The organism is Enterovibrio norvegicus FF-33 (assembly GCF_000286835.2).
Classification (GTDB): domain Bacteria; phylum Pseudomonadota; class Gammaproteobacteria; order Enterobacterales; family Vibrionaceae; genus Enterovibrio; species Enterovibrio norvegicus_A.
This window is the reverse complement of the sequence record NZ_AJYD02000038.1, coordinates 1386334-1406835: the sequence shown is the minus strand read 5'-3', so window position 1 is coordinate 1406835 and position 20502 is coordinate 1386334. Positions and strand designations below refer to the sequence as shown.

The 20502-nt window shown below is 46.0% G+C and carries 19 protein-coding genes and 1 pseudogene; 7 read left to right on the top strand and 13 right to left on the bottom strand.

Features of this window, described 5'->3' with window-relative positions:
* Nucleotides 1-18 precede the first annotated feature (18 nt).
* The 4 genes and pseudogenes from urtD to urtA form a co-directional block, all read right to left on the bottom strand.
* A complete protein-coding gene (gene urtD / locus A1OO_RS14500; protein ID WP_017003440.1) occupies nt 19-912 on the bottom strand; it encodes an urea ABC transporter ATP-binding protein UrtD in 894 nt (297 codons plus the stop codon).
* Nucleotides 909-1988 (bottom strand): urea ABC transporter permease subunit UrtC, encoded by a 1080-nt coding sequence (gene urtC, locus A1OO_RS14495; RefSeq protein ID WP_026023871.1) that lies wholly within the window; start codon nt 1986-1988, stop codon nt 909-911. Before urtC ends, urtD begins: the two co-directional genes overlap by 4 nt.
* A 6-nt stretch (nt 1989-1994) precedes the next feature.
* A pseudogene (urtB, locus tag A1OO_RS23955) lies at nt 1995-2870 on the bottom strand (urea ABC transporter permease subunit UrtB); the annotation flags it as partial.
* Nucleotides 2871-3840: 970 nt separating this feature from the next.
* Nucleotides 3841-5130: an urea ABC transporter substrate-binding protein gene (gene urtA / locus A1OO_RS14485; RefSeq protein ID WP_016958608.1), complete on the bottom strand. Its 1290-nt coding sequence runs from the start codon at nt 5128-5130 to the stop codon at nt 3841-3843.
* 302 nt (nt 5131-5432) lie between these two features.
* Between urtA and A1OO_RS14480 the strand changes: the two genes are divergently transcribed.
* Entirely contained in the window at nt 5433-5879 is a 447-nt protein-coding gene (locus A1OO_RS14480) for a DUF4174 domain-containing protein (protein WP_241819132.1), read from the top strand.
* Between the two features lie 128 nt (nt 5880-6007).
* On the opposite strand, the gene A1OO_RS14475 is transcribed toward A1OO_RS14480, so the two are convergent.
* Nucleotides 6008-6346, bottom strand: coding sequence for a 4a-hydroxytetrahydrobiopterin dehydratase (locus A1OO_RS14475; RefSeq protein WP_017003436.1), 339 nt, complete (start codon nt 6344-6346; stop codon nt 6008-6010).
* Between the two features lie 30 nt (nt 6347-6376).
* On the bottom strand, nt 6377-7165 hold the full coding sequence (gene phhA, locus A1OO_RS14470; RefSeq protein WP_016958604.1) for a phenylalanine 4-monooxygenase: 789 nt from the start codon (nt 7163-7165) through the stop codon (nt 6377-6379).
* A gap of 327 nt (nt 7166-7492) precedes the next feature.
* Here phhA and A1OO_RS14465 point away from each other — a divergent pair, with 327 nt between their 5' ends.
* From A1OO_RS14465 to A1OO_RS14455, 3 genes are all read left to right on the top strand, one after another.
* Nucleotides 7493-8350, top strand: a complete 858-nt coding sequence (locus A1OO_RS14465; protein WP_017003435.1) for an EAL domain-containing protein — start codon at nt 7493-7495, stop codon at nt 8348-8350.
* Nucleotides 8351-8525: 175 nt separating this feature from the next.
* On the top strand, nt 8526-9470 hold the full coding sequence (ylqF, locus tag A1OO_RS14460; RefSeq protein ID WP_016958602.1) for a ribosome biogenesis GTPase YlqF: 945 nt from the start codon (nt 8526-8528) through the stop codon (nt 9468-9470).
* A 264-nt stretch (nt 9471-9734) separates the two neighbouring features.
* Nucleotides 9735-10676 (top strand): Dyp-type peroxidase, encoded by a 942-nt coding sequence (locus tag A1OO_RS14455; RefSeq protein WP_017003434.1) that lies wholly within the window; start codon nt 9735-9737, stop codon nt 10674-10676.
* 121 nt (nt 10677-10797) lie between these two features.
* Here the strand turns inward: A1OO_RS14455 and A1OO_RS14450 are convergent, their stop codons facing one another.
* Nucleotides 10798-11223 carry a hypothetical protein gene (locus A1OO_RS14450; protein ID WP_017003433.1) on the bottom strand — a complete coding sequence of 142 codons (426 nt, stop codon included), beginning with the start codon at nt 11221-11223 and terminating at the stop codon, nt 10798-10800.
* A 104-nt stretch (nt 11224-11327) separates the two neighbouring features.
* Complete coding sequence (locus A1OO_RS14445) at nt 11328-11765, bottom strand: hypothetical protein (protein ID WP_016958599.1); 438 nt, start codon at nt 11763-11765, stop codon at nt 11328-11330.
* A 407-nt stretch (nt 11766-12172) separates the two neighbouring features.
* On the opposite strand from A1OO_RS14445, the gene yiaY reads away from it, so the two are divergent.
* Nucleotides 12173-13321, top strand: coding sequence for an L-threonine dehydrogenase (gene yiaY / locus A1OO_RS14440; RefSeq protein ID WP_017003432.1), 1149 nt, complete (start codon nt 12173-12175; stop codon nt 13319-13321).
* A 117-nt stretch (nt 13322-13438) separates the two neighbouring features.
* On the opposite strand, the gene A1OO_RS14435 is transcribed toward yiaY, so the two are convergent.
* From A1OO_RS14435 to nrdD, 5 genes are all read right to left on the bottom strand, one after another.
* Nucleotides 13439-13804, bottom strand: coding sequence for a RidA family protein (locus A1OO_RS14435; RefSeq protein ID WP_017003431.1), 366 nt, complete (start codon nt 13802-13804; stop codon nt 13439-13441).
* An 82-nt stretch (nt 13805-13886) separates the two neighbouring features.
* A complete protein-coding gene (locus tag A1OO_RS14430; RefSeq protein WP_017003430.1) occupies nt 13887-15071 on the bottom strand; it encodes an aromatic amino acid transaminase in 1185 nt (394 codons plus the stop codon).
* Nucleotides 15072-15174: 103 nt separating this feature from the next.
* On the bottom strand, nt 15175-15711 hold the full coding sequence (locus A1OO_RS14425) for an ATP-dependent zinc protease family protein (RefSeq protein ID WP_016958594.1): 537 nt from the start codon (nt 15709-15711) through the stop codon (nt 15175-15177).
* A gap of 211 nt (nt 15712-15922) precedes the next feature.
* Entirely contained in the window at nt 15923-16393 is a 471-nt protein-coding gene (gene nrdG, locus A1OO_RS14420) for an anaerobic ribonucleoside-triphosphate reductase-activating protein (protein WP_016958593.1), read from the bottom strand.
* A 9-nt stretch (nt 16394-16402) separates the two neighbouring features.
* Entirely contained in the window at nt 16403-18523 is a 2121-nt protein-coding gene (gene nrdD / locus A1OO_RS14415; protein WP_017003429.1) for an anaerobic ribonucleoside-triphosphate reductase, read from the bottom strand.
* A 591-nt stretch (nt 18524-19114) separates the two neighbouring features.
* On the opposite strand from nrdD, the gene A1OO_RS14410 reads away from it, so the two are divergent.
* Complete coding sequence (locus A1OO_RS14410; protein ID WP_241819130.1) at nt 19115-20035, top strand: endonuclease/exonuclease/phosphatase family protein; 921 nt, start codon at nt 19115-19117, stop codon at nt 20033-20035.
* Nucleotides 20036-20174: 139 nt separating this feature from the next.
* Nucleotides 20175-20474, top strand: coding sequence for a hypothetical protein (locus A1OO_RS14405; RefSeq protein WP_016958590.1), 300 nt, complete (start codon nt 20175-20177; stop codon nt 20472-20474).
* Nucleotides 20475-20502: the final 28 nt, after the last annotated feature.

Sequence of the window (20502 nt, the reverse complement as noted above, 5' to 3'; positions counted from 1 at the left end):
TTTTGCCCCAAACAGACACTATTGACCCAGATACACTTCGCGCACCCGCGGGTCATCTTGAATGTCTTTCATCTTGCCCTCTGCTAGCACGTGTCCTTGGTGAAGCACTGTCACCTTAGAGGCAATGCTCCGCACAAAATCCATGTCGTGTTCCACGACCATGATCGAATGACTACCCGCCAGCGACAGCAGTAACTCAGCGGTTCTGTCCATCTCTTGGTGCGTCATGCCCGCCACAGGTTCATCCACCAGCAGCAATCGCGGTTTCTGCATCAATAACATGCCGATTTCTAGCCATTGCTTTTGCCCATGAGACAGCTTGCCTGCTTGCATTTTGTAGTGCGTGTCTAAGCCTATAAGCTCCAGCACCTGCATGATGTCGCATTTCTGATCACTCGAAAGCACTGCGCGAAACAAGTGCCAAGTGCCTTTATCACCCGCCATTGCTAGTTCCAGATTTTCCCATACGGTAAGCGCCTCAAACACGGTCGGTTTTTGAAACTTTCTTCCAATGCCTGCATTCGCGATCTGGGCTTCATCCATCTTGAGTAGGTTAAGTTGCTGCCCCAACCACACCTCACCTTGATCGGGTTTGGTTTTCCCTGTAATGATGTCCATCATGGTGGTTTTACCGGCACCATTAGGCCCAATCACACAGCGCAGTTCGCCCTCTTTGATATAAAGATTCAAATCGTTAATTGCCTTGAATCCGTCAAATGACACCGACACACCTTCGACATACAGCAGCATGTTGTTTTTCACATTTACCTTGGGATTGAACGGCGGTTTCAAAAAACTAAACACCTGATCACGGCGCGTCAGATCATTGATAAATTCATGGCTACCGCGCACGTCTGGTAATTGCTCTTTTGGGTGGTTAATGGCTTCACTCCAAAGCGTTCTAGACATCATGAATTCACCTCTTGTCTTCGCAATATGCCACTGACGCCCTTGGGCAGATAAAGCGTGGCAAGAACAAACAGCGCACCGAGTGCAAACAGCCAAACTTCGGGAAATTCCACCGTGAACCAGCTTTTGGCATAGTTGACGAGAATCGCGCCGATAATGGCGCCATATAACGTGGCCCTGCCGCCCAATGCGACCCAAACGACGACTTCAATTGAGTTGAGCGGTGCAAATTCACCGGGGTTAATAATGCCGACTTGTGGTACGTAAAGCGCGCCAGCCACACCCGCGATGGCGGCTGATAAAACAAACAACCAAAGTTTGCTTTTCTCTACCGCATAGCCCACGAAACGGGTACGAGATTCTGCGTCACGAATAGCAATAGTCAGTGCGCCCAAACGACTCACTACAATAGCGCGACACAACATGAAGCAGAGCATCAGCGCGATGACCGTCACCACGAACAAACTGATTCGGGTGGTATCGCTTTGCAGGCTAAAGCCAAGAATATCTTTGAAATCGGTCAGGCCATTGTTCCCACCGAACCCCATTTCATTTCTAAAGAAAGCCAGCATTAGCGCAAAAGTCATGGCTTGTGTCATGATCGAAAGATAAACCCCAGAAACGCGGGAACGAAACGCCAGCCAACCAAACACAAAGGCCAATACACCGGGAACGACAACGGCCATCAAACAGGCAAACCAAAATTGGTCAAACCCCTGCCAGAACCACGGCAGTTCCTGCCAGTTAAGAAACACCATGAAGTCAGGTAATTCTGGGTTGCCGTAGACACCGCGATCACCAATTTGGCGCATCAGGTACATGCCCATGGCATAGCCACCCAGCGCAAAAAACGCAGCATGACCCAAGCTCAGAATACCCAAATAGCCCCATACTAGATCCACAGCCAAAGCGAGAATGGCGAAACTCAGATACTTGCCCAGCAACGACACCGTGTAAGTTTCCAAATGAAGCGGGCTGCTTTCAGGCACCCAAAGGTTCATCACTGGCACAAGAATGACGGTTAACGTCAGCAGCACCATGAGGATGACAGTCGATCTATCGAATAATTGCTTTTCCATCACTGATTAGTCCTCCGCCATGCGGCCGCGCTGAGGGAATAATCCTTTCGGGCGCTTTTGAATGAAAAGTATGATGAACACCAGAACCAATATCTTGGCGAGTACCGCGCCCGCCCATGGCTCGAGAATTTTGTTAAACACGCCAAGGCTGAGACCTGCAGCCAACGTGCCCCACAGGTTTCCAACGCCACCGAAAACCACCACCATGAATGAATCAATAATGTAGGCTTGCCCCATGTTGGGCCCGACGTTGGTGAGCTGAGATAACGCGACCCCAGCGACGCCTGCAACACCAGAACCAAGCCCAAATGTGGCCATATCGACCCATTCCGAGCGCACACCCATGGCACGAGCCATCGGTCGATTTTGGGAAACGGCGCGAACTTGCAGCCCAAGCGAGGTACGCTTGAGAATAAACAGCAGCGCAAAGAACACCATCAAACAGAAAATGATGATGTACATTCGGCTGGCGGTCAGTTGCAGCATGGGGGTGATTTCAATCATGCCGCTCATAAATTCTGGTGTGCTGACTGAACGGTTTAAAGGAGAGAAAATAGAACGAACAGCCTGTTGCAAGATCAGGCTGATACCAAAGGTTGCCAGAAGTGTTTCGAGAGGGCGACCGTAAAGATGTCGGATAACCGAACGTTCAATCGCAACACCGACAAGGCCGGAAACGATAAACGCAGCGGGAATCGACAGAATCAATGCGACACCACTGAAATCAGGCAGCAGCAACTGCATCACATAGGTGGTATAGGCACCTATCATGATTAACTCGCCATGCGCCATATTGATCACGCCCATCACACCAAAAGTGATGGCAAGACCAATCCCCGCAAGCACTAACACCGAGCCAAGACTCAAACCGAAATATAGCGTTTGCGCAATATTGACCACGCGCTGCGTTTCTTCAAAGCTAGAGATGGCGCGATCTAAGGCTTGTTGGATCTCATCGGGTGTTTCCCCAGTGGTTTGTGCATTCGTTGATTTCAACGCTTCAAAGGCTTCCGCCAACCCAGAGGCTTGCAACTGCTCTATGGCGATGAGCACTTCTGCCGTCGATGCTTGTCCATCTAGCTGAGTAATTGACAGCGCTGTGTGTAAATATTTCTTTGTGACAGCGTCACTTTCAGTGTTCATCAAATCTGAAATAACCGAAGCAAGCTCACTGTCCACTTGCCCCATCATTCGCTTCGCACCTGCCCTTTTTTCCTCAAGATCGTCACTGGTCAGTGCCGCCGTCGCGAGTGATGTTTTGATTTGAGTACGCATGTTGTTATTGAGTGTCACGGTGCGGTATTGGCGTTTCTTTTCTACCACCGTAGACACACCAGAACTGAGGTTGATAACTTCACTGCCTTTTCCCAAAGGAAGATTTTCAATAAACCAAACGGATTTGTCTTCTTTGTTGTAGATAACCTGCTTAGCAAGTAATCCCGTTAAGATTTTCCCTTTCTCTGGATGATCGGATGCAGCAATAAACTGCACCGCCAATTCTTTATCAGAAAAGGACTTGCTGGTAAGTAATGGGGCGATTTGAGTTAGCCATAATGTTTTAACAGAGACATTTTCTGAAGATTCTTCCGACGCCAATTGCTCTGGTTCTGATAGAGAAGAAGTTTGTGCGAGAGCGCCAAACGGAAGTGCGAATGCCAGTATCAGGCAACTCAAAATTTTACAGACGTCATTCCATCGTGCTGTCTGCTTTAACATAAAGACATACCTTTGAAAAAATCCTGCCAATGCGGACGTTTGTTGGAGACGGCTCCACAAGGCAGGCAAATACAAGGAGTAACGAGTAAGCGAGCGATGTCCGTATCCACCCGCGATTATTGGTCTTTGAGCCGTGTTATTCAGTCACACCTGAACACTGCCCTGTTGTCACATTGAAGCTTCCGCAAGACATCGGTTTCAACCAGCTCGCAAACAGGTCTTTAGAACCTGTCAGGAAATCAGACCATGCATCGCCTGCGACAACATCTGGCGTTTCCCATACCGTCACAAACTGGCCATCGTCTTGAATTTCGCCAATCAGTACTGGTTTGGTGATGTGATGGTTAGGCATCATGGTGGCAAAGCCGCCCGTCAGGTTAGGTACCGTCACGCCAATAATGGCTTCTTGCACCGCATCTGAGTCTGTCGTACCCGCTTTATCAACCGCTTTTGCCCACATGTTGAACCCTAGATAAGTCGCTTCCATCGGGTCATTGGTCACGCGTTTGTCGTCTTTGATATAGGCATGCCACTGCTCAACGAAATCGTCATTGGCGTCGGTTTCGACACTCATGAAATAATTCCATGCGGCAAGGTGACCCACTAAGGCTGACGTATCCATACCGGAGAGTTCTTCTTCACCAACAGAGAATGCAACGACGGGAATATCTTCTGCTTGCACACCCTGTGCGGACAGTTCTTTGTAGAAAGGCACGTTCGCATCGCCGTTAATGGTAGAAACCACGGCCGTTTTCTTGCCTTGAGCACCGAATTTCTTGATATCAGAAACGATGGACTGCCAATCGGAATGGCCGAATGGCGTGTAGTTGATCAAGATGTCCTCTTGAGCGACACCATTGTTGAGAAGATAGGCTTCAAGAATTTTGTTGGTGGTACGAGGGTAAACGTAGTCAGTGCCCGCTAAAACCCAGCGTTTCACACCGAGATCATCTTTAAGATAATCCACGGCGGGAATTGCTTGTTGGTTTGGTGCAGCACCAGTGTAGAACACATTTTTTGAAGACTCTTCACCCTCATACTGAACAGGATAAAACAGCAGGCTGTTTAGCTCTTCAAACACAGGCAGTACGGATTTACGAGACACTGACGTCCAGCACCCAAATACGACATCGACGTCTTCTTTTTCAATTAACTCTCGCGCTTTTTCAGCAAACAGCGGCCAATTAGATGCAGGGTCAACGACAACCGCCTCTAGTTTCTTGCCCAATAAACCGCCTTTCTTGTTTTGCTCGTCAATCATCATGAGGACGGTGTCTTTCAACGTCGTCTCACTGATCGCCATCGTCCCTGACAACGAGTGAAGCACGCCCACTTTAATGGTGTCTTCCGCTGCGACTGCCTGAAGGGACAACCCACCGAGTGCAATCGCACTTACCCAATTTAATGCAACCTTACTTCCTTTCATTGCAACAGCTCCTTAATGAGTACCTGTGGAACTCAAGAGCAAAAGGCTTGCCAACAATAGGATTTACCTCGCATAAATATTGTAAGGCAATGAAAAACAGCGTGATATTTAACCGAACATTGCCCCCTTAAACTTAAGATTAAAATTTGCACTCGCTTTGTTTTGGTGCAGATGAATCAAAACACTGCACCACTTAGGACATGCACTTATACCGTGCATCGTAGGGTTAATACGGCGAAATGAATCCGTTCAGGCTAGACTTTCGTAATGATTAGGTGGTTAGTTATGATTGGTAGGGCATCATGATGCGCACGTTGAGTCATTTTGGGTTAGCCGCTGTGCTCGTCTTTTCTTCACAAGTCGTCTCTTACCCTTTCTACGGATTGATTGAGCCTCATCGTACCCTGATTTTCTTCACACCCCGTTTTGATGAAAAAGTAGACGCTTTTGAACGCCTGATGTTGGTACACAGCTGCCAATTAGACGACAGAGATCTTCACCCATTAATCTTCAACATGCAGGAGATGTCAGACTCCCGCGGGCTCTTTTCATCTCAAGAGATACACAAGTTACGACGAAAATATGCGATAGAGACTGACCAGCACGTCGCTGTGCTGATCGGAAAAGACGGCTCGGAAAAATTCCGCTGGCAGCAGAGCGTGAATATCAATGAATTAGTCAATGTGATTGATGAAATGCCAATGCGGAAAGCAGAGATGCAGCGTCGAGGTAATAGGTGCAGTATTTAGTGTAAGGTTGGCAGACAATGGGCGTTTGAAGCGCCAACTGAGCGAACTCAGACAGGCAAGAAAAAGGAGGTTTCCCCTCCTTTTTCTGTTAAGTTTTGGTTCTATCAAACCACTGCATCACGTTTGTGCTAATCCAAAAGCTGATCGGTTTTCACCGCACAGATAAAGTCATTCTGATGCAGGCCGTTAATTTTGTGCGTCCACCACGTGACGGTGCAGCGCCCCCACTCTAGTAAAATCGATGGATGGTGGCCTTCATCTTCCGCTAGCTCAGCAACCTTGTTCGAAAAAGCCCATGCTTGCTTGAAAGTTCGAAACTCAAACGACCTTTGTAGCTGATCAATACCCTCGACGTTTACCACCGTCCATTCTGGAATATTAACCATTAAGTTTTCCGTTTCGCTCTCAGTCACTTTCGATGCGTCTGCATGGCAAGCTTCGCATTTCAGTTCGGATAAGTCCGTCATTGTTTTTACTCTCCGTTTCTCTCACATGTTTTAAGCGATTTTTGATGGGTAAGACGGTGGATGCAGCCCCAATGACATTGCACGGCGCACACAAGCCATCAAATCTACATTCTCTAGCTCATAAAGCTCATCTAACGTTTCTAAATGGAAATAGACGGGTTGTAGAATGTCTATACGATATGGGGTACGCATCACGTCAATGATATCCAGTTTCTTGCGTATCGGGACATCACTGCCATAGGCATATTCCGTTTCAGCAGGAGATGACAAAATACCCCCCCCATAAAGAGCACGCTGACCGGAAGACTCTATCAATCCAAATTCTACGGTAAACCAATACAACCTGGCCAAATATATGCGCTCTGCCTTCGATGCGTTAACGCCAAGCTTGCCATATAGATGTGTAAAAGTGGCAAACGCCTTATTGGTTAACATCGCGCAATGGCCAAAAACCTCGTGGAAATAGTCAGGCTCTTGAAGGTAATCGAAATCGGCAACTGAGCGCAAAAACGTCGCCACTGGAAATCGTTTTGATGCCAGTAACGTAAAAAAGTGGTCGAAATCAATCAATGCTGGCACGGGCTCTAACTGCCACTCTGTCGTCTTTTTTAACACTTGATTGATATCAGAGATCTGCGGAACATGTTCAATTGAAAGATTCAACATTGATAAACCGTCGAAGTATTCCTGACAGGCTTTTCCCTCAATGCATGCCAGCTGACGCTCTACCAATTGATGCCAAAGCGCGTTTTCTTCTGCGCTCCATGTGATTTTTCCAAGCGCATTTAAAGGCTTCGATTCATAGTGACAAGATTTCATCGCCTCACCTCCTTTACTTACCTCATCATAGAACGATAGTCTCTGGCTTATAAAACTGACATCTGACGCACACCGTTACAGTATGGAAGAACGTAAAATTATATTTACGCTGCGCTTTTACGTTGGATGTTCGCTAAATCTTGTTTGCATCTTGCGTAGGCGTCAAAGTGAACACTCCGTACCACTATTGATACACTTCATTGGCAGAGATCACATAAATTTGTCGCGTTAAGCAACCATTTATTCTCTCTACTCTTTCTTTGACGTAACATGCGTTTTCTTGGATATATTGAGCTCCGACTAAGTAGTAAGAGGAGAGAGTAGATTGTGGTTAACAATTTGAGTACCAGAGATGGATTTGAACAATGCTTGAGAACCGATGAAAACGGCGAACTCATTGGCCTGTTCAATGATTTGGTGCTAAGAAGCGTCTACCAACCAATCTTCCGAGCCGATACTTCAGTGTTAGGTTTTGAAGCGCTTATTCGTGCAAAAACACTCACTGATGAGCCTGTTTGCCCTGCCCATTTATTCCGACACATCGAGCAAGATCATCCTGAGTTTTATCATCAAATCAGCACCGATAGGTTGGCACGAGTCATTCATCTTAGAAACTTCTCCCGCTATGCTGGCCAACATGCCATTTTCCTCAATATGCTGCCATCTTCTGCGGTTTCAGCCATTTCAAAGTTTTCTAACCAAAACCTCATGGTTAAGCGTCTTTCAGAGTTAGGGATTCCTCGCCACCATGTTGTACTTGAAGTGGTTGAACATCTTCACGACGACATGAATGCCTTGTCAGCAGCAACAACACAATCAACTAATAACGGGTTTGGTATCGCTATTGACGATTACGGAGTCAAAGGGTCAAAAGAAGAGCGAGTTCGTCTTCTTTGTCCCAACATATTGAAAATCGACCGCTCTCTTTTACAAGATTACATGCAAGGTAATATCGAGCCGATGATTCGCGCCATCGCTCTCGCCAAAGAAGTGAATGCCGAAGTATTAGTGGAAGGGATCGAAAATGAAGGCGAATACGGCGCCATGCAGGCACTCGATGTCGACTATTTTCAAGGTTTTTATCTCGGAATGCCGCAGAGATTATCCGAATTCTTCGAAGCAAATCCTTTAGAGCTAGCGCCTATCATTCAGGTAAATCATCACGCCGCTTCGCCAACCCGCTAAAACGCGGCCCAATTTGAATGATCTCTAATCCATTACCTTTGTGATCCACACTTACTTTTCCGTTGTTACCATTAAAGTGTTAAAATCCCGCCATTATTAGCGCCCTCACTGCATTTATCGGTTACTTGCGACATCTTTCGGGCGATATACACGATTTATAAAGGCAATCATTCCTATGATTAACAACTCTATTCAGTGGTTTCCTGGCCACATGCACAAAGCCCGTAAAGAAATTGAAGAAGTCGTTCCTAAAATCGACGTGATTATCGAAGTTCTCGACGCGCGTATTCCTTTCAGCAGTGAAAACCCGCTTATTCGACGTATCCGCAAAGATAAGCCCGTGATCAAAGTGTTGAACAAGCGCGATCTGGCTGACCCAGAAATGACGGCAATATGGCTTGAGCATCTAGAAAAAGAACAAGGCGTCAAAGCCATTGCTATCACCACAGAGAGCATTAACGAAGTTAACAAGATCATGGAACTGTGCCGAAAGTTGGCACCACACCGTGAAGACATGGGTAAAAACATTCGCACCATGATCATGGGTATTCCTAATGTTGGAAAATCTACCATCATCAATACCTTGGCAGGTCGTGTGGTCGCGAAGACGGGCAACCAACCAGCAGTGACACGACAACAGCAACGTATTAATCTACAAAATGGCGTTGTACTTTCAGATACCCCAGGGATTTTGTGGCCAAAAGTGGAAAACCCACACAGCGGTTTCCGTTTGGCTGCAACAGGCGCAGTAAAAGACACCGCCATGGAATACGACGAAGTGGCGTTCTATACCGTTGAGTACCTTGCGCAGGCATACCCTGAGTTGTTGAAGAAGCGCTATAACATTGAAGAATTGCCTGAGACTGAGATTGAGTTGATGGAAGCCATCGGAGAGAAGCGTGGTTGTTTGCGCGCAGGTGGTCGCATTGATATTCACAAAGCCTCTGAAATTCTCATCAACGATCTTCGCAACGGTACCTTGGGTTTAATTACCCTTGAACACCCAGATATGATCGACAAAGAATTGATAGAAGTTGAAGAAGCTGCAACGTTGAAAGCGGAACAAAAAGCGAAGACAAAAGAAGACCGTCGTAAGCGTTATCTCAAAAACAAGCGCTAGTTCGACGCAAGCGTCAACACATAGGCTGCCAATCATCGCCCTCGATCTTTCGGGGGCGAATTGTTTTGCTTTCACTCGCTGCCCATTTTCATCATGCCCGTCTCATTCCTACCCCACTTTGATACATCAAGCTGTTCTATTCTGATTTTAAATGCTTTTACCTGTGTACTCTCAGGATGCAGCGATGCGACTAACAAACTTTCGCTGAACAAGCATCTTTAGGTTACTCGTGTATAGCTCCAATATCAGACAAAAGGACGATGTATGAACGAGCTTGCTTCAATGGCGCAAATAGGGGTGCTCACGAACCCGACAACCCATGCAGAATTCTTAACCTTTTCGCTAAAAGACCAATGGCTCAATCTCGATGAAATTGGTGACGCATTGGCACAGTTACCCGGGATCGAGAAATCCATTCGCCAAAAAGATCCCAGTGCTGGCGTTTCTATGACGATGGGGTTTTCTGCCAACGCTTGGCCCATTCTATTTCCCGATCTTGCCATGCCAGAAGAATTACACGTGTTCCCCGAAATGAAAAATGGACCAAGACATTTTCCCAGTACGGCAGGTGATATTTTCCTGATGGTTAAGTCAGATCGCAAAGACCTCAATTTTCAAATTGCCAAATACGCAGCCAAAGCACTTTCTGATATCGCCACCTTGATTGAAGACATTCAAGGCTACAAATACCTCGATAATCGCGACATGATTGATTTTGTCGATGGCACGGAAAACCCCATTGAAGATGAAAGAGTGGAGTCTGTGCTGATTAGCGACGAAACCGATGCCTATCGCGGCGGGAGCTACCTCGTTGTTCAACGCTATATTGACCGCCAATCATTATGGGACGAGCAAGCAACAGAACATCAAGAAAACGTCATTGGGCGTACCAAGATGGATGACATTGAACTCAGCGATGACGATAAGCCAGCTTGGGCACACAATGCGAAAAGCAAAGTGGAAATTGATGGCGAAGAAGTGAAAATGTACCGTCAAAATCGCCCTTATGGTAACGCAATGGAGCATGGCACTATGTTCATTGGATTTGCCAAAACGCCGTCCATTATCGAAACGTCGCTCACTCAGATGATCTATGCGGATGACAATGGTGACTATGATCGCTTACTGGATTTTGTAGAGGCAAAAACAGGCGCGAATTATTTCATCCCGTCGCAATCCTTTATTGACGAACAATTCGACGACTAATTCAATGCTTTCTTGTCTTCCATAAGCCCACACTTTCGCGGGCAAATCGTAGAAAGCAAAAAGGCTGACACATTGCGTCAGCCTTTTCTTTTCGCAAAATATTTGCTTCACAATAAGGTATTTACATCACACACTCTTGTGCCGCTTTTGCTTTTTCAATGCCGTTATCAATCACTGACAAGGCATCTTCACTACTAATTGACGACAATACGCTATTCAACAGCTTTTCTGCTGTGCTTTCAGATGTGGCGTCAACTAAACAGCTATAGGCGTTGGCAATGTGTTCTCTGACTTCAACCAAAGCGGTCGGGTCAGCAAAGTCAGCATCAGCCGCTTCTTGAATCGAGGCAGCTAAGGCTTGTGCAGAACCTGCAGCATCGCCAAATTGATCCAAACTCAACTGGCTCAAATCTACTGACTCAACGTTTTCTTGAAGGCCATCCACAGCTTGGTTTGCAGCTTCTTGTGCCTGATCAATTATCTTTGTTGCATCTTCACAACCAGACAACGCCATAAGAAGCACGATTGCAGTAATAGATTTTTTCACATTGAACCTCAAAACGCCGATTGTTGTGACCGGATAGTAATTCAACATGCCTTTGCAGGAAACTGGAATAGCGTAACCAGGTATTATCTGCTGATTACTTCCCTTTAAATTCCGGCCAAGGACCAGGCGCAAACATCTTTGTCTGTCAGTCTCTCCAGCTTGACGACGGACAACTGATAATTTTGAGCATGAGAGAGAAATGAAGGAAGGTAAGGTCCTATCGTTTCATTACAAGACATATACAGTCGCTTTTTGGTTTCGACAGCAATCTCTATTAGCTTTTTAAGATCCAAAGGTTGTAAAAGATGCGCATCATCAACCGTGATGAATGCGCAATCACGCTCAATAATTTTCACCCATTCCTGTTCCGTAATTCGAGTATCACCTCCGCAATAGGCCACCATCGCTTTTGATACATCGATATGAAATGGAAGCCCCTCATATTGTTCGCAAAGAAACTTTGTTTTATCGGTTCGGTTTGGACCGACGATGATACTGATCGTATGGAGTTCGAGTTGATCTTGGACTTTATGCCAGAGCATGCCTTTCCTATATGCGACTGAGTTAATTTGGACAAAAGATATCCTAGGTATGCTTCATGCTTATGTCTATTCAAATGAATCTTTTTTGTACTCGAAAAGAGACATGTTTCTTGATGATCGCCCTGCAACACGTCGAACAAGAAAGCGCTACATGCGTTTCAACGAATGACATATCCCCGCCAAACCAATTGTTACAAAACCTCTTTTATTTCAAAAATTTAATGTATCGATAAGAACGATCCAACTCAAATTAATGACATCACTCTCAAAAGCTTTCGCTTGAAATTGATGTAAATCAAAGTATCGCCCCCTAAAGGGATGCTAAAAAAACTAGACACAAAAAGATGAGAAAAATACTCGTCTAACTTACCAACCTACCAATAACGTGATCTCCACGGAGAATAATAATGAAAAGCGCATTTTACATCCCTACTGTTAATTTTATGGGCGCAGGTTGCCTAACCGACGCTGCAGATGCGATTCAATCTCATGGTTTCAAACATGGTCTCATTGTCACCGACAAAGTACTGAATGAAATTGGCGTAGTAGAAAACGTCGTCAACTTGCTGTCTGATCGCGGTGTGAAAACGGCAGTTTTCGATGGCACTCAACCAAACCCAACGACCAGTAATGTTGAAGCGGGTTTAGCGATACTTGAAGAGAAGAACTGCGATTTTGTTATTTCGCTAGGCGGTGGCTCACCACACGATTGTGCGAAAGGTATCGCATTGGTTGCCACAAACGGCGGTAAAATTGGTGACTACGAAGGCGTTGACCAATCGGCTAAAGCACAACTACCACTCATCGCCATTAATACCACAGCAGGTACTGCGTCAGAAATGACACGTTTCTGTATCATTACCGACGAAGAGCGCCATATTAAGATGGCGATTGTAGATAAAAACACGACGCCGTTAATTTCGGTAAACGACCCTGAGTTAATGCTGGCCAAACCCGCATCACTGACCGCAGCAACAGGCATGGATGCACTGACCCACGCCATCGAAGCGTATGTATCTATCGCCGCATCCCCCATCACTGACGCGGTTGCTATCAAAGCCATTGAGCTTATCCAAGCAAATCTGCGTACGGCAGTTAAAGACGGGAAAAACATCGAAGCACGCGAGCAAATGGCGTATGCGCAGTTTATGGCTGGCATGGCATTTAATAATGCGTCTCTTGGCTATGTTCATGCCATGGCGCACCAATTGGGCGGTTTTTACGACTTACCCCACGGCGTGTGTAATGCCATTCTGTTGCCACACGTACAGCGCTATAACGCCCAAGTTTCTGCGCGTCGTCTTCGTGATGTCGCCAAAGCTATGGGTGTGGACGTTGAAGCGCTGACACCGGAACAAGGAGCACAAGCTGCTCTTGAAGCGATACAAGTCCTTTCTAAAGATGTGGGCATTCCGGAAGGCTTGGAAGTGCTTGGGGTAAAAGCGGACGACTTCCCAGTATTGGCAGAGAATGCTTTAAAAGATGCTTGTGGCTTTACCAACCCGAAACAAGGAACGCACGAAGAGATTTGCGAGATTTTCCGCCAAGCGATGTAATACATGGCGAAAAAGTGATCCTTGATGATCATTCATAATAAAAAGGGCAGCCATCGAAGCTGCCCTTGTCCATCTTTTAGCGCGCCTCTTTAGAGACTTGGTTTATTCGTCTATCAATTACGACTGAAATTCTTCACCCGCTGCAGCAACAAATGCCATTTCAACCAAATACTCTGGGTCAGCAAGCTCTGCTTTTACACATGCACGACTTGGCGCTGTCCCAGCATCAAACCATGCATCCCAAACTTCATTCAAGGCAGCTAAGTTTGCAAAATCAGTCACGTAGATTGTCACCGAAAGAATGCGCGTTTTGTCACTGCCCACAGTGGCCAGCATCTCTTCAGCTTGCGCCAGGATTTGTGCGGTCTGGCCTTTAATATCTGCGCTTAAATCACTTTCAGGCACTTCTACAAAGTGTGCAATGCCATTAAACACAGTGACGTCAGACCAACGGTTAGTCGGGTTAATACGATGAATTTTCATGATAATTTATCTAATTTGTTCGTAGAAATGAGAATAGAGCCAGCGCAAAGCTAACGCTATAGAAAATAGTATCAAGATAGGCTTATTTCGATACAGCGATCAGCGCATCAGCTAAGTAATCAATGCGTGACTCAGTAAGACCTGCCACATTGATACGGCTGTCACCCACTGCATAGATACCAAACTCTTCACGCAGCTTCACCATTTGCTCAGGTGAATACGCCAGCATGGAGAACATGCCTTTGTGCGCTTTGATAAAGTCAAAATGGCTATCGCCAGTACGTGCAGAAAGCGCGGTACTCAACCCTTCACGAAGCGAGATAATACGGTTACGCATACCGTCCAATTCTGCTCGCCACTGCTTAGTCAAACCATCATCAGATAGAATGGTTTCCACAATCGCGGCTCCGTGATCAGGTGGCATGGTGTACGTTGAACGTGCTAACTGCAAAATTCGACCTTTAGCATTGGTCGCTTCTTGTTTGTTCTTACCAATCACAATGGCAGCGCCAGTGCGTTCACGGTACAAACCAAAGTTTTTCGAGCACGATGTTGCGATCAACATTTCTTCGACCGAATCCGCCAGAAGTCGCAAGCCATACGCATCTTCTTCTAAACCGTCACCAAAGCCTTGGTAAGCGATATCAACAAACGGCGTAAAACCATTTTTCTGGGCTAACTCATTAATGGCTTGCCAATGCTCGGTGCGGATGTCCGCCCCCGTCGGGTTATGACAGCAACCGTGCAAAAGCACGACATCATCAGGGCCTGCTTTGCTCAATGCAGCAAGCATGGCTTCAGGGTTAACTTGTTTGGTAACCGAATCAAAATAAGGATAAAAATTGACGTGCAAGCCCGCAGCTTCCATCACTGGCTTATGGTTCACATAACTTGGGTCAGTGATCCAAACAGTGGTAATCGGCTTGGCGAGATACATCAAATCACCCAGCATACGAAGTGCACCGCTCGCGCCCGGTGTTTGCACTGTCGCGCAACGGGAGTAGCCATCGGTTCCCTTAAGAAGGAGATCCGTCATCGCTTGATTGAACGCTTCATTGCCCGCTAAACCAACGTAGCTTTTTGTGGTTTGAGAATCTGCCAGTTGCTGCTGTGCCGTTTTCACGGCCTGCATAATAGGCGTATCGCCCTGACTGTCTTTGTAAACACCAATACCTAAGTCCATTTTGTCCGCGCGCGCGTCTGCACGAAAGGCGATGGAAAGCGACAGAATCGGGTCTTGTTGCGCCGGAGAAAGCAGATCTAACATGAAATAACGTCCTTATTTAACGGCAATAATTACAAGCAATACATTACCCAAAGACTCGCGCTGTGCAAGTAAAAAAGCGTGATGCTTGATTGTGCTATTGGAATTATTGCTTTACGCCAATTTCCGGTTTTGGTTGGATGTATTTTCGACTGACATCCACCAACGCGATATCACTCAGATAGGTTCGCCCTAAAAGCACAGGAAAGTTGAGGTGTTTTCGGTCTCGCAGTGTAAATTCTGTATTCTCCGTCATGTCACCAATGGTAATCAGAAGCTCAACCACATAGCGGCGTTCAAAACCGTCTGAACTTGATTGAATGATTTTTACGGTGCGGACAACAGGTCGTTCGATCACGTTACTTTGCTTTCCATCATGGGCGAGACGAAACGTCACCCACTTCTTGCCGTCGCGTTCGAAAGATTGAATGTCCACAGCACTTATAGAGGAAGTCGTCGCTCCGGTATCAACACGTGCAATCGCGACAACATCAACGTCCTCCACTTTCACCCACTCTTTTTCACCCATGAGCATTTTTCCATCGGTGGCATGCTCATAAACAGCCGGCGTTGTATCAGCAAAAGCTGGGCTATGAGGAAGTAACGCAGTACATAGCAATAAGGCAGCAATTTTCAATTTCAATGCGACGTCCCTTTGTTTCGTTGGTATGGATTGAATGATACGCAGAAAATAGACAACAGGTATAGGAATAAGTTTTTGTTTCCATTGTTTTTGTCTGCGATTTTTTCTACCACGGAACAATAAAAAAACGCCGTTTTCGCGGCGTTTTTTTCAATGTTCGTTACAAAGAAGATAATGCGGGGGCTAAGGCTTAAAAAAGCTAAACAAACAACTAACACAAGCTCAAGCGGTGTATAACCTGGTTACTGCTTCCACGCCAAGGCAGTGATGGATCGGCAAGATCTTTTTCAAACTTACCGTCAATTAGCACATCAACAAGAGAAACCACGGCTTTTTGAGCCTCAGTTAATTGTGTTAACTGGTAGCCTGACCAAAGCCAAATGTCTTTTCCAATACATTCATTACGCACACGTTTAACCAACGTCAACACGGCAGACACATTCGCAGGATGAAGTGGGTCACCGCCGCTCAAAGACAGCCCTCGACGTTTGATACGCGTGTCATTAAGATCGGCAATAATGCGGTCTTCCATCAACTTATCAAACACTTGCCCAGAATCTAGCGACCATGTGCTTTGGTTATAACAGCCGCGACATTGGTGCTCGCATCCTGCAATAAATAAGGTGCAGCGCGTCCCTTCACCGTTCACCACATCAACCGGATAATACTGATGGAAATTCATCGCAATACCTTACATGTGTTTGACACGACGTTGCACTTCTTCCTGCTTACCGTCGTTGAATGGACGCGCATCAGGGCTACCAAGATAACCGCAGACACGACGTGTTACCGAGACTTTGGTTGAATCATGGTTGCCACAGCTAGGACATACAAAGCCTTTACTTGAGCAATCAAATTCGCCCGTGAATCCACACTCATAACATTCATCGATTGGCGTATTGGTGCCGTAATATGGCACGCGTTCATAACTGTAATCCCACACATTCTCGAGTGCTTCGATGTTGTGCTGAATGTTCGGGTATTCGCCATAACAAATGAAACCACCATTTGCGACTTCCGGATACGGCATTTCGAAATCAATTTTGTCGTAAGGGTTAACGCTCTTTTCAACATCAAGATGGAAGCTATTGGTGTAGTAACCTTTGTCAGTTACACCTTTCACCACACCGAATTCCTTAGCGTCAATCTTACAGAATCGACTGCACAAATTTTCGCTTGGCGTACTATACAAACTGAAAGCATAACCCGTTTCTTCTTTCCAGCTATCTGTAGCCGCTTTCAGATACTTAACAACATCGAGTGCTTTTTCACGCAGGGTTTCAGAATCATAAACATGCTCTTCTGTACCGTACAGCGCATTGATAGTCTCATGGATACCGATGTAACCCAGCGAAATCGACGCGCGGCCGTTCTTAAAGATTTCACTCACATCGTCATCTGGGTTCAAACGAACGCCACATGCGCCTTCCATATAGAGGATAGGTGCGACACGCGCTTTCACGCCGCGTAGACGGTCAATGCGCGAATCTAGACCTTCACGCGCAACGCGTAATACGTCATCAAGTAACGAATAGAATATTTTTTCATTGCCGTTCGCGCGAATAGCGATACGCGGCAAGTTAATGCTCACGACACCAATGTTGTTTCGACCTTCATGGATCAACTCACCATTTTCTTCGTAAGCTGATAAGAAGCTACGACAACCCATTGGGGTTTTAAACGAACCCGTGACTTCCACTACACGGTCGTAGTTAAGAATATCGGGATACATGCGTTTCGATGCGCATTCCAGTGCCAGTTGTTTAATGTCGTAATTAGGCTCGCCATTTTTCAGGTTTAAGCCCGCTTTCACACTGAATACCAGCTTAGGGAATACTGCGGTTTTGCGGTTTTTCCCCAACCCTTCAATGCGATTACGCAAAATCGATTGCTGGATCAAACGCGCAGACCACGAATCACCCAAACCAAAACCAAAGGTCACGAACGGAGTTTGGCCATTAGCGGTATGCAGTGTATTAACTTCATATTCCAACGATTGGAATGCGTCATAACACTCTTTTTCTGTACGCGCAGTGGCATAGCCTTCCGCATCCGAGATGTTCCACTCACGAGCGACCATTAGGTGCTTTTCGTAACTAATTTCAACGTAAGGTGCCAACACTTCATCAATGCGGTTGATCGTGGTGCCACCATAAATATGGGAGGCCACTTGCGCAATAATTTGGGCAGTTACCGCCGTTGCCGTTTGAATTGATTTTGGCGTGTCAATTTCCGCGTTACCCATCTTAAAACCATGGGTAAGCATATTTTCTAGGTCAACCAACATGCAGTTGAACATCGGGAAGAACGGAGCATAGTCCAAATCGTGATAATGGATATCACCTTGGTCATGCGCTCGAACAACTTCTTTAGGCAGCATGTATTGCTTGGCATAGTGTTTTGCAACAATCCCCGCAAGCAAATCGCGCTGTGTTGGAATGACCTTGCTGTCTTTGTTTGCATTTTCGTTGAGAATGTCTGAGTTCGTCTGTTCAACCAGACCACGGATTTCATGACTCAGGCGACTCTTCTTCTCACGTGCACTGTCGCGGTCATGACGGTATTCGATATATGCTCGGGCAACAGCCTTATAAGGTCCTGCCATTAGGTGATTTTCGACAGCGTCTTGGATTTGGTGAATATCCACCTCGTCATGACGCATGACTTGTGCGAGAACACCATCTGCTACTGCTGCTGCATAGGCTCGATCCATGTCTTCTACTGCTTGCGCCGCGCGAATCACCGCATCTTCGATACGTTGGCGCTGAAAAGGTACGCGGCATCCATCGCGTTTGATGACAACAGGTTTCACAAATAGCTCCTCAAGGAATCACCCTTAATTTCAAGGATAAATAGTGGCATCACACACATCACGGCGTGATTTTTTCATATGGAAATGCAGCAAGCCAACACCTATAAATTCGCGCTAGGACAGCACGTTGACGTAAACCTTGAATCGTTCTATTGAGGAAGCAGGTGGCTTACACACAATTGTGAACGGCGTCAACAAATACCAAATATGGGCAGAAATTTAGCTTTGGCTACAACATGTGGTGCATTAGACCTTTGAGGGACGATCGATACCTTGATTTAGATCATGGCACGAGGGGATGCGATTTTTATCTATTCGATTAATGGGAATAAACGTCAATAAATGAAAAAAGGCTGTAAAAAAGTGCAACAGGCAACGCAAAAATACCACCTACCAAAAACATTGCATACTGTATGCTCTACTATCCACAGACGAGCAATATTTTGGACTGGCTCTCAGCCCCATCACACAATCTTCACTGGCATTTTTAGCTAAGGTGACTAGCATTCACGGTCACGGTAAATGAAATAATAAGAGAATTCACATCTGGATATGTCTTCGCGTCACACCCTTTCATTGTGGGTAAACCGCTTGAGTAAAATTAGCGCTCAACTCAGCCTCCTATGTCTCTTCATAGTGGCCGTTAATCCTGTTCCTGCCTACGCGAGCCTCACATTAGCGACGTGGAATATGGAATGGCTATCAGATAAAGGCGACATGATTCAAAGTAAACGTGACGCTGACGATTACCTAATGATGCAAACTATTTCTTCCGTGATTGATGCCGATCTCATTGCGTTTCAAGAAGTCGACGGTCCTGAGCCTTTAGCCAAAGTTGTCGACCCGCTTCAATACGATTTTTATTTTTCTGATCGTTCCCTACGTTATAAAAAAAGCCGAGGTAGTCATCAGTTTACCGGCTGGGCCGTTAAGAAAGGTATCAACGTCATTGATCACAAAGATTACCAACCTTTGGGCTTACCCACTTTTCTTTCCGGTGGAGATCTTCGTTATGGTACATATATTGAAGTACTCAGGGAGAACCAGCCCTCGCTGCATTTACTTTCAATACACCTAAAATCAGGATGCTTTAACACGCCTGTACGTCGAAACAACAGTTGTAAAAAACTACGACGCCAAATTGAAGCGCTGGCCGTTTGGATTAATACACGAACAAAACTCGGACAAGAGTTTGTCATTGCGGGTGACTTTAATCATTACATGAACAACCCCTATGAATGGGCTTGGCAGACCTTACTCGAAGAAACGAGCACCAGTCCGCTCGTCAAGTTAACCGCGAATACGCCTGCGAAATGCAAAGCAAGAAAGTTCAACTATCGCACCAAGCGATGGGAGCACGTTGTTTACAATAAACTCATCGATCACATTATTGCCAGTCCGGGAGCCATTGACATCAACTCGCCCGTTGAGGCCAAGCAATATCAATACTCCTACCACGCCGTTTCGACATATCGCCTTTCGGACCATTGCCCTGTAATTGTAGAATTGTGACTTATTGCAAGAAATTGCCTTCTAAACCCCAAAAGCCTCGCTTTTTACTGCAGAATCATCATCCTCTGACCCTGTACTGACAAAATGGCGAAACCACTGTGACATCCTGCGCCTCATATTATAAAGACGGACTTTTCGTATGCGCTTCCTAACGACCTCTTTTCTTGTATCCATACTCTTGTTCTCTTTTCATGCTTCTGCCAAGCCAGAGCTTGCACCTGCTGCACTTCTCGATTTTGGCAGCTATGAAAAAGTCGAAGAAATGACCATTTATGGCGACATCCAACAAGATATCCTCACCTTGGCACAAAACAACACGTCAGAATCTGATGCTGACTTGTTTGTCATTGATGATATCAATGAAGATATTGACCTCAATTTGGTGATGGTCACCATATCGCTTTATAACGATCTTAATGATGGATTGGTGATGCGATAACATCGGCATCTTTAACCAGTGCCATTTT